Here is a 21592-nt window from a genome sequence, read left to right as displayed (position 1 = left end):
CTAGTGTACTTGAGGGAAAAATGGTATAATGTTATAACATAAGGAATAGCACTGTTATCAGTAGTAATTCATATAAGCGCCACACTAGGGGGAATTAGTTCCATGTCCAGACGTCCAGTCGTTGTGAAGTTGAGAACAGGACTTCATGCCAGACCTGCGGCATTGTTTGTTCAAGAGGCGAATAAGTTTTCATCTGAGATTTTTGTTGAGAAAGATGAGAAGAAAGTGAATGCCAAGAGCATCATGGGAATTATGAGTCTCGCGATCAGCACAGGGACCGAAGTCTTCATAAGTGCAGAAGGTTCGGATGCAGAGCAGGCTGTAAACGCTTTAGTCACGTTAGTTAGCAAGGAAGAATTGGAAAACCAATAATCCTTCAAAAGCTTCCTTTCGAGGAGGCTTTTTTGCAATTAACCGCTGCTCCGGTAGTCACGGTTAAGAAGTGTCCATCTTGTTAACATTTAGAAGAATTAGCAACCTTTTTCTCTTGGCGGCGTCTAATGAACGTGGTCAATGAAGGAAAGGGCTATTTGCTTTGCCCTCTATCTCGCATACCTCACAAACTAAGGCAAAAGGAGTTATAGAGAGAATGAAATGGAATGCTTTAAAGAAAGAGATTACAGTTATGCTCGCTTTGGTCGTGTTTCTAGCTAGTGCGATATCTGCACCTGCAGCGCATGCCGTATCGGCGAGTTCGTCCTTTATTTTACTTTATATCGATAAGGCAGAAGCATTCGTGAACGAGGAACAGGTTCATTTGGATGCACCATCTACTATAATTAACGGAAGCACGTACGTTCCGGCCAAATTCTTGGGCGACACCATGGGGTTCAAGGTAGAGTGGAATAATGATTCCCGGACGATTCAAATGACACCTCCGGGCTACAATATCGTGCTGGACGCCGACCACAAAACAGTTACAACAAATGGCACAGACACGCCTTTTAATTCGGTTGCTGCGATTGTGAATGGTAAGCTTCTGGTTAAACTGACATGGCTTGCCGATTACATGGGCGCGAAGTATACGTACAACAATGAACTGCGCCGTGTAGAGATTGTCCACTTTAAGACGCCTGAGGGCATCTACATTGATCAAGACAGCAATTCTAGACCCGTAGCCAAGTTTGCAACTGCGAAGCCTACGTACCGTCTTGGAGAGCCTGTGAAGTATCTGGACTTGAGCTACGATCCGGATGCAGAAGGGATTGCGTCCTTTGATTGGGTTGGCAAACAAGAAGCGTTCTTTAAACCAGGTAAATATCCGGTCACTTTAACTGTGAAAGATGGCCATGGACACGAAAGTAAGCTATTTAAAAGCTATGTAACAGTTGTGAATGAATCTTATTTGAGTGAAGTTGAATACCCCATCTATATGACACCAGTGGGCAGTTTCATTAAATCGGATTGGGGAACAATCTGGTCTCATTTTAATGATCTTCCGCTGCTTCCAAGGAAAGTAACAGAGGTTCCTGGCCGCACGCTGCTGGTGAGCGATAGTCCTGAAGAGTTTACGGAAAAAGGGATTCTGTATCAGGATAAAATCAACGGCAAAGCGCGATTATATGCCGACCATATCAATGGGACACAGCAAAAAATGACGATGGCGATCTTCGCCACGAATAATACAGATAAACCGGTAACAATCAAGACGACGAATAAAGGTGAGGTCTACCCTTCCGTTTACGCTAATTTGATCGGCAGTGAAGCTTCTGTAGACTTCCTATTGAACAATGTGTATACAGATCAAATGACGGTTGCTCCACACGAGACTTACGTGTACGCGAAGCTTCCAGACTTTTATCCAGGGCAAGGCGTGAATTTATTCTATGATGTGGAAACAGATGGCGAGTTGCAAATGTCTTTCGCGGTTACGGATCAAAAGTTAACGTCTAATACAGTGAAAGAACTTCCTTTGTTGGCCTTCAATGGTCATGTGAGGGGAACATTCCCGGTATCGGAGATCAAGTGGGACATTGATGCGGCGAACTTTGCCAAAACATCTGTGCTGACGATAGGCGATAACAAGACCGATCCATTCGTCAAAGGTTATGACGTGATGCGCAAGCAGAACGTAGAGAATGGCGGAAACTATGGTGTGGTTTATAAAATCCATACGGATAAGCCGCGCAAAATGGCTGTTATGATTATGGCTAGAGGCGGCGTGTTCAAAGGGCCGTTCAAAATTAACGGTGAGATCATTCCAGTTCCGTATTCCGGTGTAATTACAGCGTTTGACGGCATGGAAGTGCTGGCTCGTACCACAGGTACGGAAGACGCGCTGGATATCGAGTTCACGCCTCCGGCTGGCTCAGCGTTCCCGATTGACCTTATCTTCTATCCACTGGATGATAAGAAGTAATTGATGATTAAGAGCCTTGGAGACCCTTATCGCTTGGAGAATCGGAAGATTTTCGGCGGAGAGGAGCCTCTGGGGCTCTTTTTTGTTTGCTGCAGGTGCGGCAGGAAGTCAAATGAGGTGCGCGGCAGAAGATTTCGTAGTGTAACGGACACGCGAGCTGTTATTCATTGCTATTTGCTTGAAACTGAAGAGCTATCGGACTGTAGGGACGTTATTTAACAGGTTTTATCCGTTAATAGAGCTATTTGTGGCAAGTAACGGCTCTGGAGTCCGATAAATCAGATTTGGAGGCTAAAAGTGATAAATAGAGGCTGTCATGTCCGTTAGGGGGTGCAGGATAGGAAGAAGGGGGCAAGGCCTAGGATGAGGAAGGATGAAGGATGAAGATGAAGGATGAACCAGCCAAACAATAAAAAACCAGCCGCACGGCCGCTCAGAAGAGCAGATATGCAAGCTGGTATTTTTGTTGTATTAGACGCGCTCGATCACTTTATCGATGAGTCCGTACTCGGCTGCTTCTGCAGCGCTCATGAAGTTGTCGCGGTCTGTATCTTTTTCGATGCGCTCGAACGTTTGTCCTGTGCGCTCTGCAAGGATTTTGTTCAGGTTATCTCTCATTTTCAAAATACGCTTCGCGCGAATTTCGATGTCGGAGGCTTGACCTTCAGCGCCGCCAAGCGGTTGGTGAATCATGACTTCACTGTTCGGAAGCGCGTAACGCTTGCCTTTGGCGCCAGCTGTTAGAAGGAAAGCGCCCATCGAAGCAGCCATACCTACGCAGATCGTGGAGACATCCGGCTTGATGAACTGCATCGTGTCGAAGATCGCCATACCGGCTGTGATGGAACCGCCAGGGCTGTTAATGTATAGCGAGATATCTTTATCAGGATCTTGTGCGGCCAAGAAAAGTAACTGAGCAATGATGGAGTTTGCCACAACATCGTTGACACCCGTGCCTAAGAAAATAATGCGGTCTTTCAGCAAGCGAGAGTAGATGTCATATCCTCTTTCACCGCGTGCGTCCTGTTCGACGACCATAGGGATAAAACTCATGAGAATGACCTCCTTGGGGTGGGTAGATGGTTGAAAAGATTGATGCCTGGGGCCAATGTCATGCTATGAGTTATGAAATTGATCTCCCGTGTACATACTATTTACAGTATCTACAAGTATGATAACGAAAAAACCTTCGAAGGTCAAGGAAGGTCAAACTAACATTAAAAAAAATCAGTCGGCTGACTGATTTCTCTGATATTTCTCTGTTATTCACGTTGTTTACGCGCCCGAAAGGAATCGAACCTTTATCTCAGGCTTCGGAGGCCTACGTCATATCCATTGGACCACGGGCGCATGTTTCAAAAAAGCGAAGCAAGGGTTATTATATGTCACCTCTGGATAAAAAGCAATACCGTAAGCCCTTACAGCACATTTTGTTGAAATTGTTTGAACAATTGTTGAATGTTAAAGGGATATTGGTTATAATAAGCGTGTAAGGCGATTTTTTTTCGCCCGGGTGGGACGCAAAACGCATACCCGGGACATAAAACGTCCATCACTGGATCAGGAGCGTCGAACGTCGTTATATGAGAGAAATTCTAGACATTCAGAAAAAGCTCTTGCCGGATCTCATGGACATCATGAAGAAGCGTTACTCGATTCTGCATCATATCTTAGTCTCTGGTGTTGTCGGACGCAGAACGCTAGCTTCTTCGCTCGATATGACGGAGCGGGTGCTCCGCGGAGAAGTTGACTTCCTTAAGGAGCAGGGGCTTTTGGAATCGGATGCTTCGGGAATGAAGATCAGTGAGTCCGGTCGTCAACTGCTCGAAGATATGCTGCCGATCATCAAGATCGCTTTTGGATTGACGGATTTGGAAGAAAGCATCGCGAAAGCGTACGGTCTCTCGCAAGTCATTGTAGTTCCTGGCGACACGGACACTTCGGTCTTTACGAAGAAGGAGCTTGGTCGCGCTGGGGCAGCGGCATTGCGCAAATATGTAGCCAAAGGCGACATTATTGCGGTAACTGGCGGCTCTACGATGGCGCAGATTGCGAATAACCTGACGATTTCCTCTTCCATGAAAGGCAACTGGTTCGTACCGGCTCGCGGTGGACTTGGCGAAAGCGTGGATATGCAGGCAAATACGATCGCATCTATTATGGCTAAGAAGACAGGCGGGAAATACAGACTGCTTCATGTGCCGGATCATTTAGGCGAGGAAGCGTACCAGACCCTTATCCAAGATCCACAGATTCAGGAAGTTGTTGACGCTGTTCGCAGTTGTCGCATCGTAGTTCACGGTATCGGAGATGCTATGGTCATGGCTCGAAGGCGTAAGGTAGATGCCGATACAACTCGGAGCTTGCAAAGCGATGGCGCTCTGGCGGAAGCATTCGGGTACTATTTTGACCGCCAAGGAAATGTCGTGCACAAGATGCCTACAGTCGGGCTTCGGCTCGAGGATCTGCAGCGGACAGAAGTCGTGATTGGCGTAGCAGGCGGTAAAAGCAAGGGCGAAGCGATCGCTTCCGTTCTAAGGCATGGGCAAGAAGATGTGCTGGTAACGGATGAAGCGGCAGCAATTGAAATTATGAAACATGTGTAAATGAGACATCATAACGTGGGCTTGTACCAGCTGCGTTTTGAAATAAATAAAATCTTTTTTAATCTTAGGAGGAATTCGCTATGGTAAAAGTAGGTATTAACGGTTTCGGACGTATTGGTCGTAACGTGTTTCGCGCAGCTTTGAACAGCACAGAAGTACAAATCGTGGCAGTAAATGATTTGACTGACGTTAAAACATTGGCACATTTGCTTAAATATGACACAACTCACGGTAAACTAGACGCAACAGTTGAAGCTGGCGAAGGCGAATTGATCGTTAACGGTCGTTCCATCAAGGTTTTTGCTGAGCGTGACCCTGGGAACCTGCCATGGGCATCTGTAGGCGCTGAAATCGTTGTTGAATCCACTGGTATCTTCACAGCGAAAGAAAAAGCATCCCTTCACTTGAAAGGTGGAGCTAAGAAAGTTATCATTTCCGCTCCTGCTTCCGACGAAGATATCACAATCGTACTTGGCGTAAACGAAGACAAATACGATCCAGCAGCTCACACAATCATCTCCAACGCGTCTTGTACAACAAACTGCTTGGCTCCTTTCGCGAAAGTTATCAACGATAGCTTCGGAATCGTAAAAGGTATGATGACGACTGTTCACTCTTACACAAATGACCAATCCGTGCTTGACGTTCCTCACAAAGACCTTCGTCGTGCTCGTGCAGCAGCTGAGAACATCATTCCTTCCAGCACTGGTGCAGCAAAAGCAATCGGTCTGGTTCTTCCAGAACTTAAAGGCAAATTGAACGGTATGGCTATGCGTGTTCCTACACCTAACGTATCCGTAACTGATTTGGTTGTTGAACTTAAAGTTAACGTAACTGTTGACGAAGTTAACGCAGCTCTGAAACAAGCTTCCGAAGGCCCTCTTAAAGGCATTCTGAACTACACAGAAGAGCCGCTTGTATCCAGCGACTTCAATGGTGACCCAGCATCTTCCACAGTTGATGCTTTGTCCACAATGGTAGTTGGCGACAACATGCTGAAAGTAGTTTCCTGGTACGACAACGAGTGGGGCTACTCCAACCGTGTAGTTGACTTGGCAGCTTTCATCGCGAAAAAAGGTCTGTAATTTCATATAACACACACTAACAACCACATGAAGAGGAGAAGCGATTCTCCTCTTTATGTGCGATTGTTGCTTATATAAGGTTGATCGGTAGCAGGAAGTACGGAAGTAAACCATACACGTTCAGGAGGCTTTAACTTATGAGTAAGAAAAGTGTTCGCGATGTTGAAGTAGCTGGTAAAAGAGTATTCGTCCGCGTTGATTTCAACGTACCTGTAGAGAATGGTCAAATCACTGACGATACACGAATCAGAGAAACGCTCCCTACGATTAAATTCTTGGTAGAAAAAGGCGCTAAAGTTATTCTTGCTGCGCACTTTGGCCGTCCAAACGGACAAGTGGTTGAAGAGCTACGTTTAACACCTGTTGCTGCAAAATTGGCTGAGCTTCTTGGTCAAAACGTGATCAAAGCGGATCAATCTGTTGGTGAAATCGTGAAAGCACAAGTGGATGCGCTTGAAAATGGCGACGTTCTCTTGCTTGAAAACGTTCGTTTCAACGAAGGCGAAGAGAAAAATGATCCTGAATTGGCAAAAGCTTTCGCTGATCTAGCTGATCTGTTCGTGAATGATGCATTCGGTGCTGCTCACCGTGCACATGCTTCCACTTCAGGCATCGCTGCTTACATCCCGGCTGTTTCCGGTCTTTTGATGGAGAAAGAGCTTGATGTTCTTGGCAAAGCGTTGAACAACCCAGAGCGTCCTTTCACAGCGATCGTCGGCGGATCCAAAGTGAAAGACAAAATCGCTGTCATTGAAAACCTCCTGAACATTGCAGACAACGTCTTGATCGGCGGCGGTCTGTCCTATACATTCTTGAAAGCACAAGGCTATGAAATCGGCAAATCACTTCTAGACAATTCGAAACTTGATTTGGCGCTTAGCTTTATTGCAAAAGCCAAAGAAAAAGGCGTTAACTTCCTGCTTCCAGTAGATATCGTTGTTACGGATAAATTCAGCGCAGATGCGAACACGCGTATCGTTGATATCGACAGCATTCCTGCGGATTGGGAAGGCATTGACATCGGACCTAAAACACGTGAACTTTATGCAGACGTTATCGCGAAATCCAAATTGGTTGTTTGGAACGGACCGATGGGCGTATTTGAAATTGAGCCTTTCTCCCATGGTACACGTGCAGTAGCACAAGCTTGTGCAACAACAGAAGGGTACACAGTAATCGGCGGTGGAGATTCTGCTGCAGCAACGGAGAAATTCCACTTGGCTGAGCAAATGAACCACATGTCCACAGGCGGCGGAGCTTCCTTGGAGTTCATGGAAGGTAAAGCATTGCCAGGCGTTGTAGCCTTGAACGATAAATAATTTATTTTCAAAGGAGAGCATATCCGAATGAGCAGAAAACCGATTATCGCGGGTAACTGGAAAATGTTCAAAACTGTTTCCGAAGCGGTTAGCTTTGTAAACGAAGTAAAAGGCAGCACAGTTGAAGGTGTAGAAAGCGTAATTTGTTCTCCTTTCACGAGCCTGCCAGCACTGGTTGAAGCTACGAAAGGCACGGACGTGCATGTAGGCGCACAAAACCTGCATTTCGAAGACAATGGCGCTTTCACAGGCGAAATCTCCTGCGCAATGCTGAAAGATCTTGGCGTGGAATATGTCATTATCGGTCATTCCGAGCGTAGAGCTTATTTCGCTGAAACAGACGAAATCGTGAACAAGAAAGTCATTTCGGCTTTCAGACACGGCTTGAAACCGATCCTTTGCGTAGGTGAGAAGCTGGAAGAGCGCGAAGCGGGTCAAACGAAAGATGTTTGCAAAGTGCAAACAGAAGCGGCTTTTGCTGGTCTTAGCGCAGAGCAAGCAGCACAAGTGGTTATCGCTTACGAGCCAATTTGGGCTATCGGTACTGGCAAGTCCTCCACGGCTGCTGATGCTCAAGACGTTATCGGCTACATCCGTGAAGTTGTGAGCGGCCTGTACGGCGCATCCGTAGCAGATGCAGTTCGCATCCAATACGGCGGCAGCGTGAAGCCTAACAACATTGCTGAATACATGGCACAACCTGATATCGATGGCGCACTTGTTGGTGGTGCAAGCTTAGAGTCTGCTTCTTACATCCAACTCATCCAGGGGGCGAAGTAAGATGTCCAGACCGAAACCGGTAGCACTCATCATTCTCGATGGCTTCGGACTTCGCTCGGAAGAGCAGGGGAATGCCGTTGCTCATGCCAAAAAGCCTAACTATGACCGTTACTGGTCAAGTTATCCACATACAACTTTAATTGCTTGCGGTGAAGCTGTAGGTTTGCCTGAAGGCCAGATGGGGAATTCTGAAGTAGGACACCTGAATATCGGCGCTGGCCGTACCGTTTATCAGGATCTGACGCGGATTTCCAAATCGATTCGTGACGGTGAATTCTACGACAACGAAACGATTGTCGGCGCTGTTCGTCATGCGAAAGCAAACGGAAAGAAGCTGCACTTGTACGGTCTGCTTTCCGATGGCGGCGTGCATAGCCACATTCAACATTTGTTCGCTTTGCTCGATCTAGCTAAGAAAGAAGATTTCCATGAAGTGTACATCCACGCATTCCTCGACGGCCGCGACGTGGCTCCGGATTCTGCGAAAAGCTACATGGAGAGCCTTCTGAAGAAGATTTCCGAAGTAGGAGTAGGCAAAATTGCGACCGTTCAAGGACGCTATTATGCAATGGATCGCGATAAACGTTGGGAGCGTACGGAGAAATCCTACCGCGCCATGGTTTATGGTGAAGGTCCGGCCTACACCGATCCAATGAAAGCTATCGTTGAATCCTATGAGAAGTCCATCTTCGACGAGTTCGTTATGCCAACGGTTATTGTTGGTACTGAAGATGGCAAACCGGTAGGCCTTGTTGAATCCGGCGATGCGGTCATCTTCTTCAACTTCCGTCCGGACCGTGCGATTCAGCTTTCTCAAGTCTTCACGAATGAAGACTTCCGTGGCTTTGATCGTGGTCCTAAAGTGGCTAAGAGCTTGTACTACGTCTGTCTGACATTGTTCAGCGAGTCCGTAGACGGCTTCGTAGCTTACAAACCGAAGGATCTCGACAATACGCTTGGCGAGGTGCTGGCTCAGAACGGTCTGAAACAGCTTCGTGCAGCGGAAACGGAGAAATATCCGCACGTAACATTCTTCTTCAGCGGCGGTCGTGACGCGGAACTGCCAGGCGAAACTCGCTTGCTTATTCCTTCGCCGAAGGTTGCTACCTATGACCTTCAGCCTGAGATGAGCGCTTACGAGCTGGCTGAAGCGGTTGTGAAAGAGGTCGAAGCTGAACGTCATGATGTGATCATCCTTAACTTCGCAAACCCTGACATGGTTGGTCACTCCGGCTTGCTGGAGCCAACGGTGAAAGCGATCGAAGCAACTGACGAGTGTCTGGGCAAAGTGGTGGAAGCTATTCTCGCCAAAGGCGGAGTTGTCTGCATCACGGCTGATCACGGGAATGCTGACGTCGTCACGAATGCAGACGGTTCACGCAACACGGCACATACAACGAATCCGGTCCCTTTTATTGTTACGGACAAATCTGTTACACTAAGAGACGGCGGAATTTTGGCAGATATTGCCCCAACAATGCTCGACTTCTTAGAGGTTAAACAACCGGAACAAATGACCGGGACTACAATCCTTAAGAAATAGTAACTAAATTAATTATATAAAAGGAGTGTTTTCTACAATGACTATTATTTCTGATGTTTATGCACGCGAAGTATTGGATTCCCGCGGTAACCCAACGGTTGAAGTTGAAGTCTATCTAGAGTCCGGCGCTTTCGGCCGTGCTATCGTTCCATCAGGCGCATCCACAGGCGCATACGAGGCTGTTGAGCTTCGTGATGGTGACAAAGGTCGTTACCTTGGTAAAGGCGTTCTGAAAGCCGTTGAGAACGTAAACGAAATCATCGCTCCTGAAATCATTGGTTTGGATGCACTTGATCAAGTTGGTATTGACACGAAAATGATCGAGCTTGACGGTACTCCAAACAAAGCAAAATTAGGCGCTAACGCAATCCTAGCTGTTTCCATGGCTGTAGCTCGCGCTGCTGCTGACGCTTTGGATGTTCCTTTGTACACATACCTTGGTGGATTCAACGCCAAAACACTTCCAGTTCCAATGATGAACATCATCAACGGTGGGGCGCATGCCGACAACAACGTTGACGTTCAAGAGTTCATGGTTCTGCCAGTTGGCGCTCCTACTTTCAAAGAAGCTCTTCGCATTGGCGCAGAGATTTTCCATAGCTTGAAATCCGTATTGAAAGACAAAGGCCTTAACACAGCTGTTGGCGACGAAGGCGGATTCGCTCCTAACTTCACATCCAACGAAGAAGCGATCACAACCATCCTTACAGCGATTGAAAAAGCTGGTTACACACCAGGTGTTGACGTATTCTTGGGTATGGACGTTGCTTCCACGGAGTTCTTCAAAGACGGTAAATACGTACTTGAAGGCGAAGGCAAATCCTTCACATCCGCTGAGTGGGTTGACTTCCTTGCTGCATGGGTTGATAAATACCCAATCATCACAGTTGAAGACGGTTGTTCTGAAGATGACTGGGAAGGTTGGAAATTGCTTACTGAGAAATTGGGTAACAAAGTTCAACTCGTTGGTGACGATCTGTTCGTTACGAACACTGAGCGTCTTTCCACTGGTATCGAGCAAAACATCGGTAACTCCATCTTGGTAAAAGTGAACCAAATCGGTACGCTTACAGAGACTTTTGATGCGATCGAAATGGCTAAACGCGCTGGTTACACAGCTGTTATTTCCCACCGTTCCGGCGAAAGCGAAGACAGCACAATCGCTGATATCGCAGTAGCTACAAACGCTGGTCAAATCAAAACAGGTGCACCTTCCCGTACAGACCGCGTTGCGAAGTACAACCAACTTCTTCGTATCGAAGACGAGTTGTTCAGCGTAGCTCAATATGCAGGCAAAAAAGCTTTTTACAACTTGAGAAACTTTAAATAAGTTGGCTCGTAATAAATAACTAAATAACAGCTGAGGCTGGATGGTGACTTCGGTCATCATCTGCCTGAGCGACCGAGGGGGTCATTGTAATGAGCAATTGGGTGAAGACTATTTTATTTCTGATAGGTTCCGCATTGCTCACGCATTGGATCCCCTCTTCTTTTTTTCGTAACCTGGATACCATGGTTCATGAGTTTGGGCACGCGGTGGTGACACTGGCGCTGTCTGGTCAAGTGCAGCGCATCGAGCTGTACGCCAACCATAGCGGAGTAACGCTGTCAGCGATTTCTCAGGCTAGGTCGTGGTCGATCATTCCAGTGGCTTTGGCGGGGTATACGACAGCTTCCGTATTTGCTTGGTTCCTGTTCTCAGCCTTTGCTAGAGGGAAGCAGCAGATCGGCTTTCTGGTCATGATCGCGATATCCACCATTTCCTTGCTCTTATTCGTTCGCAATGGCTTCGGCATCATGTTCTTAATCGGTTTTATTGCCTTGACGATTATTATGATGGCTATTCCTCTGAAATGGCTGCGCAACTTCTATTACTTGTTGCTCTCTTTCTTATGCCTAGAGGAGTCGGTGTTCGGACCTATTTATTTGATCCAGGCTGCGTCGAGAAATACACGCCAAGCTGGAGATGCCACGAATTTGGCGCTTCATACGGGGGTTCCGACGATGGTGTGGGCGATTATCTTTACGCTCTTTGCGTTGTGGTGCGCGAAGCGAGCGGTTCAAGCTTTTCTGGGGCGGAACAAGTGGCCAAGAAGCGCCAATCGCGAGTCATCCGCGTATTCCTATCGTGACTAGAACGTAAGAAAAACGTCTGAAAACCTCTGTTATTGTAATCTAGGACGAACTGTGTTAAAATACTCATGCTAGTTATATAAGCAAAAGTACAGGCAATTGGGGTGCTAATAAACATGGTAATCTTTATGAAAATTTTGTTGATCATAGCTTCAGTCGGATTAATTGCGATTGTTCTTCTTCAAAAAGGTAAGAGCGCAGGTTTGTCCGGAGCCATCTCTGGTGGTGCGGAGCACTTATTTGGTAAACAAAAGGCACGAGGTTTAGAACTTTTCTTGTCCCGTTTCACGATGGGGCTTGCTGCTGCATTTTTCATTCTTTCCATTGTCGTAGCATACGTAGTGAAGGCCTAACACACATAAAACGATAACAGCAGGGGAAATCTACTCCTGCTGTTTTTTCATTTTAAACGGGTTATAGGTAGGAGATGTTTATCATCGAAAGCAAAGTTTATAAATCGACCGAGCCTTTTTTCTGGACAGGCAATGGTGCGAAGCAAACGACAGGCATATTAATGATTCACGGGTTCACGGGATCCCCGTCCGAATTTCGACGGATCGGGTATGAACTGCGGGATGAGGGCTACACCATCCAGGCAGTGAGGCTTCCCGGACATGGGACTTCACCGGAAGATATGTTACGGACCGGATGGACGGATTGGTATGGGCATGTGCTGGAGAATTACGACGCGCTTGCAGCGAAATGCAAAAATGTCGTCGTAATGGGGCATTCGATGGGTGGGCTTTTGGCTCTTAAGCTGGCGGTCGAACGTCAAGTGGCGGGTGTGGTTTCGCTGGCTACGCCGATTTTCCTTACGTCAAGAAAATCTGCGCTGGCGGTCATTATGCAGTATTTTATCAAATACATAAATAAGAAGCCCAAAACATTCTCCACGCTATTAGATGAGTCATGTGCATATACCAAAACGCCGATTCGCTGCGTCGTTAGTTTGCGTAAGCTTTTGAAACATGTAAAAAGTTTGCTGCCTCAAGTGGAAGCGCCGATATGGATCGGGCAGGGTGGCAAGGATGGTGTCGTCCATCAGGGAAGCGCAGCGTTTCTATATGAACGCATTCGCTCCCAAAGTAAAGAGCTTCGCTATTATGCGAAGTCATCGCACGGTTTGCTGCTGGATCAGGAGAGAGAGCTTGTTTATGCCGATATTGCAGCGTTTATCCTTTCTCTACAAGTGGCATACTATGGAGTAAAGGAACGGGTACGGTGACGTAGGAACGATGACGTAGGAACGATGCTCAACAACAACAAGAAGGTGAAGAGACAATATGATAACAAATCAAGATATTATTAGTTTGATGCAAGATGAGGCTTATAAGCCTATGTCCTATAAAGAGCTCGAAAAGCATTTCCAGATTACAGGAGCGGAAGAGTTCAAGGATTTTATTAAACTATTGAATCAATTAGAGGAAAGCGGTCACGTCGTTCGAGGCGGGAATGACCGTTATGGCGTGCCAGAACGCATGAACCTGGTAAGGGGAAGACTGCAAGCGCATGCCAAAGGCTTCGCATTCTTAATTCCGGAAGATCGGGAGCACCCGGATGTTTATATTAATGCGCATGATTTGAATACCGCTATGAACGGTGACATTGTTTTCGTGAAAGTGACATCCAGAAGCCAAGGCGGGGGCCGCTTGGAAGGCGAAGTCGTGCGTGTGATTAAGCGTGCTAATACGCAGATTGTGGGAGTGTTTCAGTCGCAGGATACGTATGCGTTCGTTATTGCTGATGATAAGCGTGTGACGAGAGATATTTTCATTCCTCAGCATGCTTTTAATGGTGCTGTCACGGGGCAGAAGGTCGTTGTAAAGATTGTGAATTATCCAGAAGGTCGCTCTGCGGCTGAAGGGGAAGTCATTGAAGTCCTTGGTCATAAAGATGATCCGGGCGTTGATATCCTGGGGATTGTGCGCAAGTTCCAGCTGCCTGAGGCTTTCAAAGAGGACGTATTGGAAGAAGCGGAGGCTGCACCGGATTCGATTACGGAGGAAGAGATCATTGGCCAAGGGCGCCGCGATCTCCGGTCGAAACGGATTGTCACCATTGATGGTGAAGATGCCAAGGATTTGGATGATGCGGTAAACGTAGAGTTATTGGAAAATGGTAACTTCCGCTTAGGCGTTCATATCGCTGATGTAAGCTACTATGTCCGTGAAGGCACCGCGCTGGATATTGAGGCGTATAACCGCGGCTGTTCTGTGTATTTAACGGATCGCGTTATTCCAATGCTGCCACACCGTCTATCGAACGGGATTTGTTCACTTAACCCGAAAGTAGACCGCTTAACGATGTCTTGCGAAATGGAGTTCGATGAGGACCTCAAAGTCGTAAATCATGAGATTTTTACAAGTGTAATTAAAACTAGTGAACGTATGACCTATACGAATGTGCGTAAGCTGCTAACGGGTGAGGCTGAGCCTGAGCTTGTAGAGCGGTATGACTATTTGATGGAAGATTTCAAGAGGATGGAAGAACTGGCAGCTAGACTGCGTTCCAGACGGATGAAGCGCGGTGCGATTGATTTTGACTTTGATGAGTCTAAAATTATCGTAGATGCGGACGGTAAACCGACCGATATCGTGAAAAGAGAGCGCTCTGTCGCGGAAATGATGATTGAAGAGTTCATGCTCGCTGCGAATGAAACCGTTGCTGAACATTTTTCGTGGATGAAAGTGCCTTTCTTATATCGTGTCCATGAAGATCCTGATTCTGAGAAGCTGATGAATTTCATGGAGTTCGTGACGAACTTTGGTTATGCGGTCAAAGGGAAGGGCAACTCTGTACATCCGCGTGCTTTGCAGAGCTTATTGGAAGATATCAAGGGAACACCAGAGGAGACTGTCGTTAGCAAAGTCATGCTGCGTTCGATGAAGCAGGCTCGTTATGATGCGCAGAGCTTGGGGCATTTTGGTTTGGCGGCGGAATTCTACTCGCACTTCACCTCTCCGATTCGTCGTTATCCCGATCTGATCATTCATAGGGTCATTCGCGAAGTGCTGGAAAGCGGTACGCTGTCGGATACTCGTCATGAATATCTAGCTTCCCGCATGAGCGATATTGCTCAACAGTCATCGGAACGCGAGCGTGTTGCTGTAGATGCAGAGCGTGAAACAGAGGCACTCAAGAAAGCTCAGTATATGATTGATAAAGTCGGCGAAGAGTTCGAAGGTATTATTTCTAGCGTAACTGGGTTCGGTATGTTCGTAGAGCTTGATAATACTGTAGAAGGTTTGATCCGGTTAAGTGATCTGACAGATGATTATTACAATTTCCATGAGAGACAGTTTGCTCTCGTTGGGGAACGTACGTCCAAGATCTATCGAATCGGGGATGAAATTAAAGTTCGTGTGGCTCGCGTGAATATGGAGGAGCATACGATTGATTTTGAATTGCTGGACATGAAGCCTCGCAAAGAGGGCAGCTTTAACCGCGGTGGCGGGAGCGGCAAACCGTTCAAAGGGGCGGCTGGCTTTAAGGGCTTCCGTGGCGGTAAAGGCAAGCCGGAGAAGGGCAAGGGCGGCTATACCAAAGGTAAAGGCGGCTTTGCTAAGTCTCAGGGTGGCGGAGAAGGCGCAAGAGCGGGTCAAGGGCGTGGTGAAGGCGGAGCTGGACGCTCAGGAGCGGGTCAAGGGCGTAGTGAAGGCGGAGCAGGACGTGCAGGAGCGAGTCAAGGGCGTAGTGAAGGCGGAGCTGGACGCTCAGGAGCGGGTCAAGGGCGTAGTGAAAGCGGAGCTTACGGTGCAGGGCGAACGAGACCAGGTCAAGAGCGTGGTGAAGGCACGGCAGGACGTGCAGGAGCGGGGCGTAGCCGTGTAGAAGGGCAAGAAGGAAGAGCGTCTCGTGAGGGTGCTGACGGACGTGTGAGAGAAGGGCAAGAGCGGATAGAAGGCGCAGCTAGATCTAGGAGATCAGGGCAAGATCGTATTGAGGGTGCCGCTAGACGTGTGAAAGAGGGGCAAGACCGTGGCGAGGGCTTTGGGCGTGCAAGGTCAGGTCAAGAGCGTGGTGAAGGCGCTGGAGGTGCAAGGGCAGGTCAAGAGCGAAGCGAAGGCGCTGGGCGTGCAAGGGCAGGTCAAGAGCGAAGTGAAGGCGCTGGGGGTGCAAGAGCAAGTCAAGAGCGAAGCGAAGGCGCTGGGCAGGGCAAATCGCGCCGCGGAAAAGGCGGTAACACGCCGTGGAGCGAAAACCGTGGCAAAGCCAGCGGTGGTCGCGGGAAGGCGCGTAGTCCTAAGCTGAGCGAAGGCGGTAGCTTGAGCTCGAGACTTGAATCTGTCGGCGCAGGGCGGACAGATAGCGGCTCTGGGCGCGGCGAAGGCAAGCGCGGCCGCGGAGGCATTGCGCTTGGGGGCGAAGCCCAAGCGGGTGGCGGTTCCGCTGCAGAGCGCAGCAGCGGCGGTAGTGATTGGGCGAGCGGCGTGAACGCGCTCGCCAAGGGTGGTCGTCGCCGGAGTGACGGCGACGGTGGCGGTAGCAAGAAGCGGCGGAAATAACGCCGCTTCTTGCTTTTCGGGCTTGATCTTGCTACAATAGGATGCACATTGTAGAAGTATTTACCTGCATAGGAACGTGCGGGAGGAGGATCTCACGTGGCAACGAAGAAGGCAGATGGCAAGGTGCTTGCCCAGAATAAAAAGGCTTCACACGATTACTTTATTGAGGAAACGTACGAAGCTGGTCTTGTCTTGACCGGCACGGAGATCAAATCCTTACGGATGGCTAAAGCGAACATTGGCGATAGCTTTTCGACAATACGCAATGGGGAAGCTTTTGTTCATAATATGCATATTAGTCCTTTTGATCAGGGTAACCGAAGTAATCCAGATGATCCAACTCGAACGCGGAAGCTGCTCTTGAAAAAGGCGCAGATTGCTAAGATGTTGGGGCAGGCTAAGCAGGAAGGTTATACTCTTGTGCCTTTGAAGGTGTATATCCGCAATGGATACGCTAAGCTTCTGATCGGCATTGGCAAAGGGAAGAAGCAGTACGACAAACGGGAATCGGCAGCGAAAAAAGATGCACAACGTGATATTCAACGTGCGCTGCGCGAGAAGCAGAAGATTGCTAGATAATCCGTATTGGTAAGCAGCACCTTGACTTCCACAAACCTGAGCGTTATTTTTTGGACAGCTTGTGTTATACTATCTCTACGGCGATTGGTTATTGTTTTAAAAAGCGATTTGGCCTCAACAGTTCGTCTTTCACCTTCTCCGCTTTATCGGCGGAAATGAAGGCAATCCGGGGGTGTTCTTGGATTCGACGGGGATAGTTTGAGCGCGGGTTGCGGGTAGTGGGGACGCGTCCACTATAACAACGCTAAAGCCTATTAAATGGCAAAACACAAAACAACTACGCTTTAGCAGCTTAATAACCTGTTAGCGTGCTTCTACTCAGCATCGCCCATGTGACTGGGATAGGGGCTCAACTATAGTGGGATACGACGTTTGGTCTCCGCCTGGGGCCTTGCGTAGGAAGACAATCAGGCTGACCCAACGCATAGCCGGTTACGGGGCGATGCTCGGGTGACATCAAAACTGTGACTACACCCGTAGATGCCTGTGTGGCAATATTTTCGGACAGGGGTTCGACTCCCCTCACCTCCATTAAAGCATGAAAAAGACACCTTTCGAGGTGTCTTTTTTGTTTTAATGGTGGTGAGAGTAGGGAGTTGACCCCTCTAGGGTTCGCCCGCGCGGACCGGAGCGTAAGCGGAGGAGCACGGCATTGAAATGTACCGCTAGGGTAGTCATCGGTGAGTGAGCTTCGTTAGCAAGTTAGATGGACATTTCAATACTCCCCTCACCTCCATACAAAAAGAGAAAGCACCCTTTGAGGGTGCTTTTTTCTTTTGTATGGCGTGTATTGGGAGGAGAACCCCTTAGGGGTTCAGTCCGCGCGGACCGAAGCTTAAGCGGAGGAGCACGGCATTGAAATGTACCGCTAGGGTAGTCATCGTTTTAGCGCTGTATTATATCTAAAGCGATCGCGCTGGCCGGACCCAGGAAGGGTGTTAGGAGTCCGCTGAAAGCATACTATTTGTTTTTACATCATAATGCCCATGATATAATGTTTTCAAAGCTGAGACCGTTTAATTCTATTATATCTGGATATGCTGAATCATTTGACGGACATGAGTATGGCTAATAGATTGAACTTACGCCGCTCGTATGTAGATGCTCACTTTTATAAAGGATATGTCGGTGCAACTGATGATTCAATGAAAGGGGGGGGATGTACCATTGCTGGAACTCGAATTGCGGGCAATTCTGAGGGCTGCCGACGATATCATCGCCGAAGGCGGGCGGACGTTGCTCTCTAAAATTTTGAAAGGCTCGAAAGAGCAAAAACTGTTGGAGCTGGGGTTAGATCAAAATCCTTCGTACGGTTTCTACAGCGGCCTTTCCTTGGATCAGATCATGGTTAAGGTGGATCAGATGATTGACACCGGATTTCTAGAAGTCGAGATGCGCGGCAAGCTGCCCATGATCGTATTCTCTTCGCGCGGCTGGGCAGTCGAAAGAGAACGACGTGCCGAAGAATTTCTACAGGAATGGGATCGTTGGATTGAGAACAACATTATTCCGATCAGCATGGAATATTTGAAAGGACGTAACAGGGAATTGGTTTTCTTGTTCCTGTACAAAATTTTATGCTCCGGGAACCAGAAGTACATACCTTATTTGACTCAATGGGAAAATATTGATTTCAAGAAAGTTCAGGCTGAGATTCGGAAGGTAATCGAATTGTTGAAGCAGCTGGATGAATTGGAAAATCCGGAATGGGAGCGTTTAAAACGGGAACGGGCTAAATCATTGCTTATCCGCACGAGTGATCCGATTATCATGGCATGTCAGCAATGTGGCACTCCTTTCTTATTCGATGAAACGAATCCAGATTATTACACCAGTGAAGGGTTACGGTTTCCAGAAAGGTGTTCGAACTGTTTGGAAAAAGTCTAACTGAATGCATATTACCGAAAAGGCAAACCTTGGGAAATCAAGGGTCGCAAAGCTATAGGGGCTTCCTCTAACAAAGAGTTGCTCGCCAGTTGCCGAAGCAGACGAATTCGTGGACCATACGGATGTAGCTCTTCGGTATCTTATTCCTTTTTTTATCACAAAGAATGAGGTGCTACGAGATGAATGTAACCAAAAGACGAGAAATTAGCTATCTAAGCACAACTGTAATTACATTCATGGCAAGTTTTCTGATTCTGAGCCTATTTGTGGCTGCTTTCTCGTCGCTCACTGTCCGAGCTGCAGGTGGGAACATTTATTATGTCTCTACATCTGGGAACGATAGTAACGCTGGAACGTTAGCGGCTCCATGGAAAACAATTCAGAGAGCGGCGGATGTGGTCACCGCTGGAGATACGGTATATGTTAGAGGTGGAACTTACCGCGAATTGGTTACAATCAAGTCATCAGGATCAGCGAGCGGAGGCTATATTCAATTCCTTAATTACTCCGGGGAAACGCCTGTTATTGATGGTACAGGTCTAAACATAACGAGTTCTAATCAGTCTTTATTTTATATTTCTAAAGTAAATTACATCAGAGTAAGCGGTTTTGAACTTGCTAATTTAGTTGCTACAAGCAGTTCATTAGACCCTGCGGCAATCCGTGTGACTAACGGCAGTACAAACATCCAACTTCTGAGTAATCATATTCATGATATTAAGAATACATCCAGCAGCGGTAATGCTCACGGTATTCATGTACTAGGAAACAGTGCAACCGCAATAACCAATCTTACAATCAACGGAAACGATATCCACGATCTGGTTACAGGTTGGAGCGAGTCCCTAACATTAAGTGGTAATATTGATGGTTTCGAAATTGCACGTAATAAAGTCCATGATAATAACAATATCGGTATTGAACTAGCCGGATTTTACGGAGCATGTTCCAGTTCGTGTGTAGACCAAACGCGGAATGGAAGAGTAGCTGAGAATACCGTTTACCATATTGATTCCTCCAAGAACCCTGCTTACCGTACAGGCGTTCATGCGGCGGGAGGTATTTATGCAGATGGCGCTACCAACATCGTAATAGAGAAGAATCATGTGTATGCAAATGACTTTGGTATTGAACTGGCAAGTGAAAAAGCAGGTAAAGCCACAAGCTCTATTAAAGTCCAAAATAATTGGATTCATCATAATTATGGGGCAGGCCTTATTATGGGAGGTTCATCTTCAACACGTGGCGGAGCAAGTAACAATCAAATTGTAAATAACACCTTTGTAGAAAATGATACGTTGGTACAGGGGTATGGAAATATCGCCTTACAATGGAATCTAGTAAATAACAGTCTTAAAAACAACATTATTTATAGCCAATCCCAAAAAACATTGATAAGCAAGAAGAACACAAGCGGTTCGGCCAATATTCTTGATTACAATTTGTACTACACAGCAAGCGGAATGAATAACGGAGTGTGGGCGTGGCAAGGTAAAACCTATACAACGTGGGATTCCTATCAAGCTGCCTCAGGTAACGATGCCCACTCTCTCTTCGCTGAGCCAAGGTTTGTAAACAAGGCCGCGAATAATTTTAACTTACTGGCAGATTCTCCTGCTATCGATAAGGGTTTAGCTAGTGCATTTGCTAGTGCAGCTGATGATTATGAAGGGTCGGCTAGAATTCAGGGTGTTACCATTGATATTGGGGCAGATGAGTCTACATCGGCATCTATCCCCGTAAATCCTGTTTCCTCCATTGCGATAGATGGAAATGCAACCGATTGGGCAATAACCCCTATCTTGAGTCAAAGTACTTCCAACGCAACCGTGCTGAAAGCAAACATTGAAAATGCGAACTTGAATCTTTATGCACAATGGAATGGCACAATGACGAAGCACCAATTTTATTTCAACACAGATGAAAATGTTTCAACTGGTTTTCAGAATCCCAACTGGAGTGCCAGCGGAGCTGACTATTTGCTGGAGAATGGGACGTTATATCGTTACAGCGGAACAGACGGAATTACGTGGTCATGGACGAAGGTCGCCAATTACAAGGATACGAAAGCTTATATTGCAATAAATGGCATTCTTGAAGTGGCTATTCCTTTGTCTAATCTGGCAGCAGTAAATAGTGAAACTATTCAAGTTGGTTATATGTTGAATGATTCCAAAACGGATAAACTACCACTCAGTGGGTCACTTATTCCCATAGGCAGTAATAATCAAACAGAGGTAACGCCAGCACCAACACCAACTGTTATTACAGTTAACGGGGATGCGACTGACTGGAGCACAGTAGAGGAGCTAAGTTCAGGCAGTTCGAAAGCCAAGGGAATGAAAGCATTCCATCATACATCTAATCTGTACTTGCTTGTTCAGGGGAGCAGTTTAACAAGTAAAAGTCAAATCTATATTAACTCTGATAACAATGGAACCAGTGGTTTTGCTGTGAAAAATTGGAGTTCAAGCGGCGCAGATTTTATGGTGGAGAATGGGACTCTCTACCGCTATAGCGGGAATGGATCAACTTGGTCATGGACGAAAGTGACAGGCTTTGTGAGTCAAACTAATTATTCTGCAAATGATACAGTCATTGAAATTGCGATTCCGCAGACGTTGCTCGGCATAAGTGTTGGCAGTACGGTTCAACTGGGATTTATTTGGAGTGACTCTGCAAGCAACCAGTTACCGGTTGCCGGAAGTATGTCTTCCTATGTTTTGAATTAGAGAAAGAAACGACCTTATGTCCACCGATGATGCTTAAGATGGGGTTATGAATTTTGCCAAATTA

At 47.1% G+C, this 21592-nt stretch carries 16 protein-coding genes, 1 tRNA gene, 1 other RNA gene and 1 riboswitch; of the genes, 16 read left to right on the top strand and 2 right to left on the bottom strand.

Annotated features, from left to right (window positions below; translation table 11 throughout):
* Positions 1–102: 102 nt before the first annotated feature.
* Together GQF01_RS11050 and GQF01_RS11045 are read left to right on the top strand one after the other, a co-directional pair.
* On the top strand, positions 103–372 hold the full coding sequence (locus GQF01_RS11050) for an HPr family phosphocarrier protein (protein WP_028555561.1): 270 nt from the start codon (positions 103–105) through the stop codon (positions 370–372).
* 217 nt (positions 373–589) lie between these two features.
* On the top strand, positions 590–2359 hold the full coding sequence (locus tag GQF01_RS11045) for a stalk domain-containing protein (RefSeq protein ID WP_161406826.1): 1770 nt from the start codon (positions 590–592) through the stop codon (positions 2357–2359).
* Between the two features lie 471 nt (positions 2360–2830).
* Here GQF01_RS11045 and clpP read toward each other — a convergent pair whose 3' ends face one another.
* Together clpP and GQF01_RS11035 are read right to left on the bottom strand one after the other, a co-directional pair.
* A complete protein-coding gene (gene clpP, locus GQF01_RS11040) occupies positions 2831–3412 on the bottom strand; it encodes an ATP-dependent Clp endopeptidase proteolytic subunit ClpP (RefSeq protein WP_029195996.1) in 582 nt (193 codons plus the stop codon).
* Between the two features lie 225 nt (positions 3413–3637).
* Positions 3638–3709: transfer RNA gene (locus tag GQF01_RS11035), tRNA-Arg, on the bottom strand.
* A 233-nt stretch (positions 3710–3942) separates the two neighbouring features.
* On the opposite strand from GQF01_RS11035, the gene GQF01_RS11030 reads away from it, so the two are divergent.
* The 14 genes from GQF01_RS11030 to GQF01_RS10965 all read left to right on the top strand — a co-directional run bounded on the left by GQF01_RS11030 (position 3943) and on the right by GQF01_RS10965 (position 21528).
* Positions 3943–4965, top strand: coding sequence for a sugar-binding transcriptional regulator (locus GQF01_RS11030; protein WP_161406825.1), 1023 nt, complete (start codon positions 3943–3945; stop codon positions 4963–4965).
* A gap of 80 nt (positions 4966–5045) precedes the next feature.
* Positions 5046–6050, top strand: coding sequence for a type I glyceraldehyde-3-phosphate dehydrogenase (gene gap / locus GQF01_RS11025; protein ID WP_145668129.1), 1005 nt, complete (start codon positions 5046–5048; stop codon positions 6048–6050).
* A gap of 137 nt (positions 6051–6187) precedes the next feature.
* On the top strand, positions 6188–7369 hold the full coding sequence (locus GQF01_RS11020; RefSeq protein ID WP_161406824.1) for a phosphoglycerate kinase: 1182 nt from the start codon (positions 6188–6190) through the stop codon (positions 7367–7369).
* Between the two features lie 27 nt (positions 7370–7396).
* The gene (tpiA, locus tag GQF01_RS11015; protein WP_161406823.1) at positions 7397–8149 is read left to right on the top strand and encodes a triose-phosphate isomerase; all 753 of its coding nucleotides are present in this window, start codon (positions 7397–7399) and stop codon (positions 8147–8149) included.
* A gap of 1 nt (position 8150) precedes the next feature.
* Positions 8151–9692, top strand: a complete 1542-nt coding sequence (gene gpmI / locus GQF01_RS11010) for a 2,3-bisphosphoglycerate-independent phosphoglycerate mutase (protein ID WP_161406822.1) — start codon at positions 8151–8153, stop codon at positions 9690–9692.
* 37 nt (positions 9693–9729) lie between these two features.
* Complete coding sequence (gene eno, locus GQF01_RS11005; protein ID WP_161406821.1) at positions 9730–11022, top strand: phosphopyruvate hydratase; 1293 nt, start codon at positions 9730–9732, stop codon at positions 11020–11022.
* 89 nt (positions 11023–11111) lie between these two features.
* A complete protein-coding gene (locus tag GQF01_RS11000; RefSeq protein ID WP_161406820.1) occupies positions 11112–11828 on the top strand; it encodes a M50 family metallopeptidase in 717 nt (238 codons plus the stop codon).
* A gap of 113 nt (positions 11829–11941) precedes the next feature.
* Complete coding sequence (secG, locus tag GQF01_RS10995; RefSeq protein ID WP_029196004.1) at positions 11942–12178, top strand: preprotein translocase subunit SecG; 237 nt, start codon at positions 11942–11944, stop codon at positions 12176–12178.
* A 74-nt stretch (positions 12179–12252) separates the two neighbouring features.
* Positions 12253–13050 (top strand): alpha/beta hydrolase, encoded by a 798-nt coding sequence (locus GQF01_RS10990; RefSeq protein ID WP_161406819.1) that lies wholly within the window; start codon positions 12253–12255, stop codon positions 13048–13050.
* A gap of 58 nt (positions 13051–13108) precedes the next feature.
* Positions 13109–16330, top strand: coding sequence for a ribonuclease R (rnr, locus tag GQF01_RS10985; RefSeq protein ID WP_161406818.1), 3222 nt, complete (start codon positions 13109–13111; stop codon positions 16328–16330).
* A gap of 96 nt (positions 16331–16426) precedes the next feature.
* Positions 16427–16909 (top strand): SsrA-binding protein SmpB, encoded by a 483-nt coding sequence (smpB, locus tag GQF01_RS10980; protein ID WP_161406817.1) that lies wholly within the window; start codon positions 16427–16429, stop codon positions 16907–16909.
* Between the two features lie 168 nt (positions 16910–17077).
* Positions 17078–17443, top strand: a transfer-messenger RNA (tmRNA) gene (ssrA, locus tag GQF01_RS10975).
* A gap of 633 nt (positions 17444–18076) precedes the next feature.
* Positions 18077–18796, top strand: a complete 720-nt coding sequence (locus GQF01_RS10970; protein ID WP_161406816.1) for an RQC-minor-1 family DNA-binding protein — start codon at positions 18077–18079, stop codon at positions 18794–18796.
* 11 nt (positions 18797–18807) lie between these two features.
* Positions 18808–18893: riboswitch (cyclic di-GMP riboswitch) on the top strand.
* An 82-nt stretch (positions 18894–18975) separates the two neighbouring features.
* Positions 18976–21528 carry a right-handed parallel beta-helix repeat-containing protein gene (locus tag GQF01_RS10965; protein ID WP_161406815.1) on the top strand — a complete coding sequence of 851 codons (2553 nt, stop codon included), beginning with the start codon at positions 18976–18978 and terminating at the stop codon, positions 21526–21528.
* Positions 21529–21592: the final 64 nt, after the last annotated feature.

This window comes from Paenibacillus silvestris (genome assembly GCF_009882985.1).
GTDB classification, from domain to species: domain Bacteria; phylum Bacillota; class Bacilli; order Paenibacillales; family NBRC-103111; genus Paenibacillus_E; species Paenibacillus_E silvestris.
The sequence above is the reverse complement of the archived record's forward strand: the minus strand, read 5'-3'. Positions and strand labels throughout refer to the sequence as shown.